Origin of the sequence: Lactonifactor sp. BIOML-A5 (assembly GCF_009677585.1) — a bacterium.
Classification (GTDB): Bacteria; Bacillota; Clostridia; order Lachnospirales; family Lachnospiraceae; genus Lactonifactor.
The window spans coordinates 118,938-131,130 of the sequence record NZ_WKYV01000015.1 but is presented as its reverse complement, the minus strand read 5'-3'; the positions used below and the strand labels follow the sequence as shown (position 1 = coordinate 131,130).

The window sequence follows — 12,193 nt, the reverse complement described above, 5'->3', positions numbered from 1 at the left end:
CGCTATAACAGCACTGCCGCTAAAAAATAAATAAACGGCGCTGTGAATATCACACTGTCGAACCGGTCCAGGATTCCCCCGTGTCCCGGTATCAGCGTACCATAATCCTTAATCTCACGGTTTCTTTTGATGGCAGAAGCCGCCAGATCCCCTATCATAGAGATCAGCGCGCCGACAGCTCCAATGACCGCATACATGGCAATATCACTGTGGACGGCAGCCGCATAGACGGCACCGATAAGAGCTGCACCGACGACTCCGCCGACTCCGCCTTCTACCGACTTTTTCGGGCTAAGAACAGGAGCCATCTTATGTTTTCCTATCAGCATCCCCACACAATATGCGCAGGTATCACTTCCCCAGGAGCAGATAAAGATAAGCCATACAATAAACTTACCATCCTCCAGGTTCCTGGTCTGGTAGATATAAGAGAGCATCACCGCTACATAAACAATGCCGAAGAACGCCGCCATAACCTGTTCCGCACGGTACTTTGGATAGGCGAACACATAGACACACATAATACCCACCAGCCCAAAGAGCAGGGCAATCATCTCATACTTCGGCTGGCCCAGAAGGATGGTGAGATAGAAAATCACTGCCCCTCCATAGCCTGCCAGTTCCAAGGCATTAAACCTATCTTCTCTCACACCCATGGCACGGTACAGCTCCTGCATCCCTATCAGAGAGATGCCCAGAAGTGTACAAAATAATACAAGATTTCCTGAAATAATTGTAATCAGAGCCAGAATCACCAGTACAATCCCGCTTAACAGCCGTGTCTTAAACATTATGACTCCTCCTTGACGCCTCCGTAGCGTCTGTCTCTACTATTATATTTCTCGATTGCCTGGATTAATTCATCTCTTCCAAAATCAGGCCACGGAACAGGAGTAAAATAAAACTCTGTGTAGGCCAGCTGCCACAGCAGAAAATTGGACAGCCGCTCTTCCCCGCTGGTGCGGATCATCAAATCCGGGTCCGGCAGTCCTGCGGTATCCAGATAATTTGAAATCGTGTCCTCAGTTACAGTTTCCCATTCCAGTTTCCCCGCTTCCTGATCCCGCATCATTTTTTTTACCGCACGGGCGATCTCATCCCTGCTTCCATAGTTCAGGGCCAGCTGAAAATGAAGTTCATCATAGTCCCTGGAGAACTCCTCCAGTTCCCGGATGCTCTCCTGGAGGTCTTCGTCGAAAGCAGATGGCTCTCCCAGGATACGGACTCTCATCTTATTCTTTTTTGCGATTTTAATGCATTTCTTGGTGTAATTCCGGAACAGCTTCATCAGTCCGTCAACTTCTTCTTTGGATCGTTTCCAATTTTCCGTGGAAAATGCATATACCGTCAGATATTTGATCCCCAGATCTTTTGCAATCCCGCATATCTTCTCCAGATTTTCACAGCCCTTTACATGGCCGTAATTCCGGGGCATTCCTTTGGACTTTGCCCACCTTCCGTTGCCATCCAGTATGATGGCTACATGATTGGGAATATTCATCCTAAACTCCTCTCTACGCGCAAAGAGGCACGTGCCCATAAGATACTTATGGTAGTGTGCCCCTCTCCTGTCTTTCCTATCAATTATACGGTCAGGATTTCTTTTGACTTATCTTCTACAACTTTGTCAATATCTTTTCCAAACTTATCTGTGAGCTTCTGTACTTTTGACTCCAGCTCTTTGATTTCATCTTCAGAAACATCCTGTTTTGCCAGCTTTTTGTAAGCATCGTTGGCGTCGCGGCGGATATTGCGGATGGCCACTTTGCATGCCTCTCCTTTTTTCTTAACATCCTTAACTAATTCTTTTCTGCGCTCCTCTGTCAGCTCAGGGAGCACCAGGCGGATTACTTTTCCGTCATTGGTAGGGTTGATTCCCAGATCGGAAACAAGTATTGCTTTTTCAATGGCCTTTACCAGGGAGCCTTCCCAGGGCTGAATCTGAATCATTCTGGGTTCCGGCACGGTAACATTTGCCACCTGCTGAAGAGGAGTCGGCGTACCGTAATATTCCACCTGAATCTTGTCCAGGATATGCGGGTTGGCACGTCCTGCACGGATCGTTCCCAACTCAGAAATTAAATTTTCCAGTGATTTCTGCATTTTGTTTTCGTATACCTGCACTCTTTCGTCCATATAAAGTTCCTCCTAAATCCTTTTATTTAATAAGCATTTGAATTCTATACCGTTACTCTTGTGCCGGAGCAGTTTCCATGGGCGGTATTCACAATACTGTTTTCTTCACTCAGTCCGAATACCAGCATAGGCATATGGTTTTCCATACACATAATAGATGCTGTCATATCCACAACTGCAAGCTTCTGGTCAATGACCTCCTGGATGGTTACTTCCTCATATTTTTTCGCGTTCGGATTAATCTTAGGATCGCTGTCATATACACCATCCACAGCCTTTGCCAAAAGAATGGTCTCCGCCTCAATCTCAATGGCACGAAGTACGGTAGCGGTATCTGTGGAGAAATATGGATGGCCTGTTCCCCCGGCAAAAAATACTACCATTCCTCTGTCAAAATATTTATTCGCCCTGTCCTTGGAAAATAATTTTGTAAAAGATCCACAGGCAAATGGTGTCAGCACCTGAGTCTTTATTCCCACATAGCGGAAAATCTCGGATACATAGATACAGTTCATCACGGTAGCCAGCATGCCAATCTGATCTGCTTTGGTTCTGTCGATAGTCTCACTGGTTCGTCCTCTCCAGAAATTCCCGCCTCCGATGACGATTCCTACCTGGGTTCCCTCATCCGTCAATACTTTTACCTGTCTTGCTACTTCCATTACCGTAGCTTCATCAAACCCTGTCTTATTAGGACCTGCCAAAGCTTCTCCGCTTAACTTCAACAATACTCTCTTCATGAATTACACCTCAGTTATTTTAAGTCTTGCCTTTCAGCATTCACAGGACATGGATCATGTTTGTCCCATGCCTACCGACATTATACCATAGAACTGCATAAAATCCATATTTTTTTTCTATAGTTTCTGCCGGTACGCTCACCCGCATTTGCTGTATCCGCACTGGCGGCAGATGACGCAGCCGCCCTCATGCTCTAAGGATGCACCGCACTCTGGACAAAAATGCATATTTCCAGGGACTTCACCGGGTTCAGGGATCAGTGGATCTGCTGATTTACGCACTGTGCCTTTTCCGTCTTTTTCGGTCTTTACTACGATTTTGCTGGCAGGAGGAGCCCAACGCCCTAGTTTTACCTGCTCATTATAGACTTTTTCGATTACCCGGGCGATGGCGTCCGGGCAGGATGTACATTTTAACTTTGGCTGCCTGATAGTGGACGGACACCGGATTCCCCGAAGCTGATTTACGATAGATTTTACATCAATACCGCTGCGCAGAGATATAGAGACCAGACGGGCGGTAGCCTCACTCTGGCTGGGACAGCCTCCGGCTTTCCCGGTGTTGGTAAACACTTCACAGATTCCCTCATCGTCATAGTTTACGGTTATATAGAGATTGCCGCATCCTATCTGTACCTTTTCCGTAATCCCGGAGACAACAGCCGGTCGCAGACGGGGAACTACTCTTCCCGCTATCTCTTCCTCTTCCCCGTCCTTTTTCACCTTGCCGATATTCAGTACCTGCTCGTTGCGGCTTCCGTCTCTGTAGATGGTAACCCCCTTGCAGTCAAGCTTAAAGGCCTGGGTATACACCTCTGCCACATCCTCTCTTGTGGCATAATTGCTGAAATTAACGGTTTTTGACACTGCATTATCCGTATATTTCTGGAAAGCAGCCTGCATGCGCACATGATAAGAGGGGCTGATGTCATGGGTGGAGACAAAAACTCTCCGCAGATCCTCAGGAAGCTCTTCCATATGGGCCACCGTACCTTCCTTTGCAATCTTCCGCATTAACTCTTCTGAGTATAAGCCTCTTCTTTCCAGTTCCTTTTTTAAGATGGGATTGACCTCCAGCAATTCTGTCCCATCCATAATATTTCTTATGAACACATAGCCAAAGATGGGCTCTACTCCCGAAGAACAGCCGGCAATAATAGAGAGTGTCCCTGTGGGGGCTATGGTTGTGATTGTTCCATTTCTCTGGGGCATATCCTGAGGAAGGATACTTTCTTCGAAGAGCGGAAACGCTCCCCGCTGTTCTGCCAGCTTCCGGCTGGCCTCACGGCCGCTTTCCGTGATGCATTTCATTACCTGTTCTCCCAGCTCTACTGCTGCCTCTGAATTATAAGGGATTCCCATCATAAGCAGGCAGTCTGCCCACCCCATAACGCCAAGTCCGATCTTTCTTGTCTGTTTTGTCGTGTAATCGATCTGATCCAGAGGGTATTTGTTCACATCAATTACGTTATCCAGAAAATGAACTGCCTTTTTCACAGTATTTTTCAGTTTTTCCCAGTCAAATACATAACCTGCTCTGCTCTCCCTTAACATCTTTGTCAGGTTGACAGACCCGAGATTACAGCTCTCGTGGGGAAGCAGGGGCTGTTCTCCGCAGGGATTGGTGGATTCAATCTCGCCCTGCTTCGGAACTACATTGTCCCTGTTCAGGCGATCCAGAAAAATAATTCCCGGCTCTCCGTTTCTCCACGCGGCATCCACGATCTTGTCAAATACCTTTCTGGCTCTGTATTTGCCGGCCACGGTTCCGGTATGGGGCTCGATCAGATTGTATTCTCCATCCGTCTCTACTGCCCGCATAAATTCTTCTGTAAGCCCTACAGAAATGTTAAAGTTCGTGATCTCTTTATTATCGGCTTTGCAGTCAATAAATTTCAGGATATCCGGGTGGTCAATTCTAAGAATTCCCATATTGGCACCCCTTCTGGAGCCGCCCTGCTTTACTGCTTCTGTTGCCATATTAAATACCCGCATAAAGCTTATGGGGCCGCTGGCCACACCTCCTGTAGAATTAACCGTGCTTCCCTCCGGACGAAGTCTGGAGAAGGAAAATCCAGTCCCGCCTCCGCTCTTATGGATCAGAGCAGCCTGCTTGATGGCCTCAAAGATAGAGTCCATACTATCCTCCACCGGAAGAACAAAGCAGGCAGACAGCTGACCCAGAGGACGTCCTGCATTCATAAGGGTAGGGGAATTAGGCAAAAATTCCAGTTCCGTCATCATATGATAAAAGGCTGCCGCCGTGGCATCTACATCTGCGTTTTCATCGTGGAGAAGATCTCCCCGGGCAATTGCGTTGGCCACACGGTGGAACATTCCATCCACCGTTTCCATTGCCTCTCCATTTTCATCTTTCATCAGATAGCGTTTTTCCAGTACCATTCTGGCATTCTTTGATATCTCCATTCATTTCCTCCTTTTCCGTGAAAAAGAACCGCTGCAGTTTTTTTGCCTGTGGGCCTTTGACTGCAACAGTCCTTTTCTATCTTTCGTTCTGACATACCATATATTGTAGCATAGCTTCTAAAAATGTCAATACCTGGTGGTTTATGTCCGATATTATTTTAATGCCTGCACCATCTGCTCTAAGCGTTCGTCATACTCGTCCATCCCCGACAAAAGGGATCGGAAGGGTTTGTTGCCGCAGGCCTCATCGTAGATTTGAAATCCATTTTTCCCCATACGCTTTGACATATAAAGTGCCTGATCTGCTTTATGAAGAAGAACATCGTAGGTGTCTCCGTCCTCAGGATAACGGGAGGCGCCGATACTCACAGACACATGCCAGCCGTCCACATTCTGCCTCAGGCTTTCACACATCTGCTCCAGCTTTCTCTCAAGGGCTTCTCTCGTAGAAATCTCCCTGAAAAATACGATAAACTCGTCACCTCCGATTCGTCCTATATAGTCTGTTTCTCTAAGTATACTCCTCAGAACCACGGCCACCCGCTTGAGGACCTCATCTCCGAACATATGACCGTAGCTGTCATTTACCGTCTTGAAATTATCCAGATCAATGAACCCGATGGCCCCGGCGTGAATTTGCCTGGTCCTCAGAAGATGGGATACTTTCTTCTGCATTGCCTGCCTGTTCAAAATCCCTGTGAGGGGATCACTGTCTGCTGCCTTCTGCAGCTGCAGGTTCCTCTTTTTCTGCTTCTGGATATTTATCAGTTTTCCCATATAGCCGATGCATACCCTCTCGAAGCCAGTATCCCAGATTGGATATAGATATACCTCATACCACTCATAGCCTTTTTCTTCCAGATCAATCTGCATCTCCAGCCTGCAGTCTGGCTTATCTTCTGATATTTCTTTTATCTTTTCATAAAGTCTGGGAATATCTTCTTTCAGAATCAGCTGTTCTTTGGCGCTTCCCCGCCAGAAATTTTCAAAACCTGCATCCCGCCCTGTCAGCACCTGGTACTGATCCGAAAATATCAGTTTGTCTGACTTGATATTATACTCAAATAAAATTTCTCCGGAAAGCTCGGAAAGAATTCTGTATTTCTGCCTTTCTAATTCCAACAGTCGGAGAGTACGGGTTGACAGCTCATACTCGTTGTCCTGGTGGCTTTCCATATCTGGTACAATGATACCGCTGTCCTCATCTGTCAGATTATTTTCCTCTGACTCTCTGCGTATGCCCTCCTCAAACTTGTAGACTACTTTGAGAAAACAGTCCAGCATAAGAGGGTTGAACACTCCGCATTCCCCGTCTTTTATCATCTGAATCGCCTTCTGGGAGGAATAGGCATCTTTGTACACCCGCTTGCTTGTAAGAGCATCATACACGTCTACGATAGACACCGCCTGAGCCCAGATAGGAATCTCGTTTTCCTTCAATCCGTCAGGGTAGCCATTTCCATCCCATCTCTCATGATGATAGCGGCAGATATCATAACAGTAATCATAGTAAGCCAGGCTCTGTACGGTAGCCAGTTTTTCCAGAATCTCACACCCTTTCAGGGTATGTGTTTTCATTATTTCGAATTCTTCCTTTGTCAGCCTGCCTGGTTTATTTAATATCTGATCGGGAATTGCTATCTTTCCGATATCGTGCATGGCTGCTGCCTCGGAGATACTTTCTATCTTTTCTTCGTTCAGGGCATACTGTCTGTGTCTGCGGGAGAACTCCTTCAGCAGAATCTTGGTAAGTGTACGTATATTATAGATATGCTGCACCGACTCTGTATTTTTAAACTCGATCACAGCACTGAGCGTGTCAATCATCTGGGCGCTGTTTTCTCTGAGCTTCTTGGACTGGCGTCTGAGAATCTCTGTCTGTTCTTCCACTAGCCGCTCCAGCTTCTGTTTGTAGGTATACTGTTCGATGATATTGTGGATACGCTGACGGATAATATTGGGATTAAATGGCTTAGAGATGATATCGGTAGCTCCCATCTCATATCCCTTCTGCATTACTCCGTCGGATGTCTCTACCGTAATCATAATTACCGGTATCCGCCCAATCCATCCCTTTTGGCTCATCTTATCCAGCACACCGAACCCGTCCAAAATAGGCATCACAATATCCAGAAGAACTACCTGAATGCTGTCGCTTTGTTCTTCCAGCACATCAATAGCCTCCTGGCCGTTTTCAGCCTCCAGCACTTCATATTCTTTGCAGAATAGTTCACACAATATCGCCCGATTCAGTTCCAAGTCATCCACGATGAGAATCCTGGGTTTCCCTCTATGCAATTTCTCATCTGCAGTCATGCTTGACACCTCCTCTTTTACCCCTGTATCTGACGAATACAGTACTGTCTCATATTCTTTCTTTGCCTGCTCAAAATAAGGGGAGATTTCTTCATACCGCTTTTCTCTCACTGCCGTTACGATTCCGGCGCACTCCTGGCTCAGCTTGTCAAATCCTAAATTGGCTCCTACACCTTTTAAGGTGTGAGCCTGCATGAGAATCTTATCATAGTCTTTTTCTTCTATTCCTTTTGTAAGCTCGCAAAATGTGGTATCATCTACAAATTTACACAAAAACTTTTTCAACAACGCCTCGTTGTTTGAAAATCTTCGTAAAGTAGTTTCATATGGAAAACCGGCTGTTTCCATAATTTCTTTTATTTCCATATTCTTAATATCCTTTCCGGGCTTTTTTCCCTGCTGAATAAATTATTTCATTTTTTACTATTTTACTCTTCTTTCTATCAAAAGTAAAGCACATGTAGCGTTTGGCAATCTCCTTCTGACACTCCTAGGGCTAAAACTTGTTGGATTCTTATATACGCCTACTTCCAAATATACTCGAAAGTATCTAAGACCAATGGATTTCTATAAGACTTTTACTACCAATGCTTCTTATGAATCAATTTACGATGGCATAAGGCTCGTGTCTAAACCTGTTTGGTTTCTGATTGTACCGTCAGTATTATAATTGTCTACATTAGTCGTTCGTCTACTTCTGTCCATTTTTCTGAGAAGTCTACGCTTTGTATTTTCAATGTTCTGTACCTTATCAGTTAGTTCTAATATTTTTACATCGGATTCTCTTGCAATAGCAATAAAAGACCTGGCATCTTGGACAGTTGTGAAAATTCTTCTCTAAGTTCCTTACTTGTATAACCTTTGATGTGTTGCACGATATCTGATGGGCTGAATGTTGGAAGACAATTTAAAAACATATGATACACTATCCATCCAACCCCTAAAGGAGTTGGCTTTTCGCTATTTTATTGTAAAAGTTTTGGTTTCATTTTATAATAAGTACAGTTTTAATTACCACAAGGAGGTATACTACATGAAACGATTAAAGATTGAACCCGCAGTTACTGATGCCCAGATTCTGACCATCGCCGGCCTTGCCAAAGAAATATGGCAACAGCACTTTACCCCTATCATAGGCGCTGAACAGGTTGCATATATGCTGGAACGCTTCCAGTCCTACTCGGCTCTCAAGGAACAGTTAGGAGAAGGATATGAATACTTTCTTCTCAGTCTGGAAGGTACTCCTATCGGGTATTCCGGAATTCACCAGGAGGACAAAACGCTGTTTCTCAGCAAGATTTACATAAAAAAAGCGCACCGGGGCAACGGCTACAGCTCCCAAGTGATTGATTTTTATACTTCCCTGTGCAGGGAGAGAGGACTCTCCCTCATCTGGCTGACGTGCAATAAAAACAATACAAATTCCATTGGAGCTTATGAGCATTTGGGATTCCGGAAAACAAGAACGCAGGTGGCGGATATTGGGAATGGGTTTGTGATGGATGATTATATAATGGAAAAGAAATTATAGTTTTGTGTATGTAAAGTTCGAGATAAAATAGTCGGCCAGCGCAGCGTTGCAGACGGACGGATATAGGAGGGAGCACCGGGGGGCCGGGGCTCCCTCCTATATCCTGGCAGAGACTCACTTCACATTCACGGAAAACGGGTGGGGAAAGTCGAACGTTGTACACTTTTCCTCTTGTTTCGCACTATTGGTGGCTTGATGTTTTGGATAAATTGCGAGCCCCCTAGAACTTCCCCATACCCAGGTGAGAGGAATTCTGCGGCGGTGGGCGGGCTGGTTCGGGCGGGAGGGAGGCTTAAGTTCCGGGGACGATTCCGCAGGAGTGAGTAGAGAGTCTTAGGCAAAACCGGGATTCACGCNAGATTTTTTCGGCAGTCAGGGCCGAAAAAAAGTGAGCATGGGCAGAGAATGCACATCAAGCATTCTTTGCACATACGAACGGTGCTCCGGCGGAGATTCCGGTTTTGGCTTAGACTCTCTTCGCGACGGAGGTGTCCCCGGAACTTAAGCCTCCCTCCTGTCCGAACCAGCCAGCCCACCGTCGCGGGATTTCTCTCACCGTCCCCCCGCCACCTCACACTTTCCGACTTGAATCACTTTAAGCTGAAGTCCAAGCCCTACACCCCTAAATCTCAATTTTTCGACAACAAATACCTCTTCCGATACTTCAATTTCACATACCTCATTACCCGGTTAAAGTAGGACACATTAACAGCTCCGCCTAACACTCCCACGACAGGTATCCCCTGAATAAACTTCATACACAGCATATCCTCTGCCATGGCATCCGCCGTCTGCCGCATCTGTTCTTCCACCAGATAAGGGACAGCGATTCCCTGGCTTAAATACTCTGTAATCTCATTTACCTTGTCGTCCAGCGTTCGCTGTGTTTCCTCATGTGCAAGCGCTGCCTCTATCATCAGAAGAATATAATATTTCTCTTCCTCTTTTTCATAGGAGAATCCATAACTTATAGCTGCTTCATAGATTCCCTTCAGAAGCACCCCAATAAACACAGGAATATCAGCCAATCCGATTCCCAGGACCCCCATGACAGTTCCCTCCAAAGCTGTCAGTCCCAGATTAGACATACTGCTTCTGGAGGAAACTTTATTCAATTGTTTGATTACTCTTTTCTGATCTCTCTCATATGTATAATCCTCTGCTTCATACTCCAACATTCGCTTTTCTTTGTTGTATGTTTTTTCGATCCATCCTGTCCCTTTTGAAAAGACCAGGCGGAATCCTTTATAGAAAGCAGTTTCCAGCTTAACTTTTACCCCTTCGGGAATCTTATTTTCTAACTTTTCCGAGACTGCCCGAACAGTCCCCTTCTTATTCTTGTCCAGCAGTTTCTTCTCTTTTTTGCCAATCTTTTTCAGCTGGCTTCTCATAACATTATCCATAATATTCTCCCCTTATAACTATACAGGCACATCTTTATGTGCCGCCTTCAGCAATTCTAAACCGGCCCCTTTTTCCGGTTTAGAATACCCAATAATCATAACATATATTATTCTTGACAGCTGTTAATTTTTCATGAAACATTGGTGGGAATATTTAAAGAAAATTTATATGTTTTGCAATACATTAGAGGAATATAAAGAAAAAGGGACAGGGCAAGATGAATTAGGGACAGGCTGGATCGATTTTGGGACGTGTTCTTTCTACAAAGAACACGTCCCCTCTTTTACATCTTTTAGATTTGAGTCATGATAAAGATATCATATATTGCCTTTATTGCTGTTTCAAAGTCACTGTCTTTTACACCGATAATGATATTCAGTTCACTGGATCCCTGATCAATCATTTTTACGTTTATATTGGCATGAGCCAGCGCAGAGAAGATTCTTCCGGCCGTTCCTCTGGTAGCGCGCATTCCCCGGCCTACTACCGCCACAAGGGCCAGATCGGACTCCATCTCTACTACATCAGGCTGCACGGCTCTGTGGATACCCGCTATTACCTGCTGTTCTTTTTCTTCGAACTCGCTTTGGTGGACAAATACTGTCATGGTATCAATTCCTGACGGCACATGTTCGAATGAAATACCCTGTTCTTCGAATACCTGAAGGACTTTGCGCCCAAATCCGATCTCTGCATTCATCATAGATTTTTCGATGTAAATAGAGCAGAATCCCTTCTTGCCGGCCACACCTGTAATGGTGTATTTTGGTTTTCTGCAGGTGCTTTCTACGATGAAGGTTCCCTTATCTTCAGGTGCATTGGTGTTTCTGATATTAATGGGAATTCCTTCTTTTCTTACAGGGAAGATGGCATCTTCATGCAGTACAGTTGCTCCCATATAGGAAAGCTCCCGAAGCTCTCTGTATGTGATAGTTTCAATCACCTGAGGATCTTTAATAATTCTCGGGTCTGCCACTAAAAATCCTGAGACATCCGTCCAGTTTTCATACAGGTCTGCCTTGATCGCCTTTGCCACGATAGATCCTGTAACGTCCGATCCCCCTCTGGAGAAGGTGTGAACCACCCCATCCTCTGTGGCACCATAGAATCCGGGGATTACAGCAGTCTTTACATTTTCCAGGCGTGCAGAAAGTATCTCGTCAGTTCTGTCTGCTTCAAAACTGCCGTTTTCGTCAAAGATAATAACTTCTGCCGCATCTATAAATTCGTATCCCAAATAGGCAGCCATAATCTTACCATTGAGGAATTCCCCTCTGGAAGCTGCATACTGCTCTCCCGCACCATTTTTAAATGATTGCTCAATTACCGCAAATTCTTCTTCCAGTGACAGAGAAAGGCCAAGACCGCCGATGATCTCCTGGTACCGCTCCTGGATACATCTCAGCAGATTTTTAAATTCTTTTCTCTTCTCTGCAGCTGCCTGATAGCACTCATACAGCATATCCGTAACCTTAATATCATCGGTAAATCTTTTGCCGGGTGCAGAGGGAATCACGTACCTTCTTGACTCGTCGGCACGGATAATATCCCCCACCTTCTGAAACTGTTCTGCACTTGCCAAAGAGCTCCCGCCGAATTTCACTACTTTCTTCATTGCTGCTTTTCCTCCCGATTGTAT

General features: G+C 45.4%; 9 protein-coding genes and 1 pseudogene. 1 reads left to right on the top strand and 9 read right to left on the bottom strand.

All coding sequences use genetic code 11. From position 1 onward, the window contains the following. Positions 1-2: 2 nt before the first annotated feature. The 7 genes and pseudogenes from GKG41_RS13325 to GKG41_RS13295 all read right to left on the bottom strand — a co-directional run. Positions 3-791 carry a phosphatidate cytidylyltransferase gene (locus GKG41_RS13325; protein ID WP_154259388.1) on the bottom strand — a complete coding sequence of 263 codons (789 nt, stop codon included), beginning with the start codon at positions 789-791 and terminating at the stop codon, positions 3-5. After that, positions 791-1,501 (bottom strand): isoprenyl transferase, encoded by a 711-nt coding sequence (locus GKG41_RS13320; protein ID WP_154259386.1) that lies wholly within the window; start codon positions 1,499-1,501, stop codon positions 791-793. The genes GKG41_RS13325 and GKG41_RS13320 overlap by 1 nt, the downstream gene beginning before the upstream one ends. Before the next feature lie 83 nt (positions 1,502-1,584). Beyond that, entirely contained in the window at positions 1,585-2,136 is a 552-nt protein-coding gene (gene frr / locus GKG41_RS13315; RefSeq protein ID WP_072848373.1) for a ribosome recycling factor, read from the bottom strand. A gap of 44 nt (positions 2,137-2,180) precedes the next feature. Next, positions 2,181-2,876: a UMP kinase gene (pyrH, locus tag GKG41_RS13310; RefSeq protein WP_154259384.1), complete on the bottom strand. Its 696-nt coding sequence runs from the start codon at positions 2,874-2,876 to the stop codon at positions 2,181-2,183. Positions 2,877-3,014: 138 nt separating this feature from the next. Beyond that, positions 3,015-5,303 (bottom strand): vitamin B12-dependent ribonucleotide reductase, encoded by a 2,289-nt coding sequence (locus tag GKG41_RS13305; RefSeq protein ID WP_154259382.1) that lies wholly within the window; start codon positions 5,301-5,303, stop codon positions 3,015-3,017. Between the two features lie 153 nt (positions 5,304-5,456). After that, positions 5,457-7,985, bottom strand: a complete 2,529-nt coding sequence (locus GKG41_RS13300) for a diguanylate cyclase (RefSeq protein WP_154259380.1) — start codon at positions 7,983-7,985, stop codon at positions 5,457-5,459. Positions 7,986-8,425: 440 nt separating this feature from the next. Beyond that, positions 8,426-8,539, bottom strand: a pseudogene (locus tag GKG41_RS13295) (transposase); the annotation flags it as partial. 113 nt (positions 8,540-8,652) lie between these two features. Between GKG41_RS13295 and GKG41_RS13290 the strand changes: the two are divergent. Further along, positions 8,653-9,150, top strand: coding sequence for a GNAT family N-acetyltransferase (locus tag GKG41_RS13290; protein ID WP_154259378.1), 498 nt, complete (start codon positions 8,653-8,655; stop codon positions 9,148-9,150). Between the two features lie 629 nt (positions 9,151-9,779). On the opposite strand, the gene GKG41_RS13285 is transcribed toward GKG41_RS13290, so the two are convergent. Continuing rightward, positions 9,780-10,553, bottom strand: coding sequence for an EcsC family protein (locus GKG41_RS13285; protein WP_154259376.1), 774 nt, complete (start codon positions 10,551-10,553; stop codon positions 9,780-9,782). Between the two features lie 293 nt (positions 10,554-10,846). Then, positions 10,847-12,169, bottom strand: coding sequence for an aspartate kinase (locus tag GKG41_RS13280; protein WP_154259374.1), 1,323 nt, complete (start codon positions 12,167-12,169; stop codon positions 10,847-10,849). Positions 12,170-12,193: the final 24 nt, after the last annotated feature.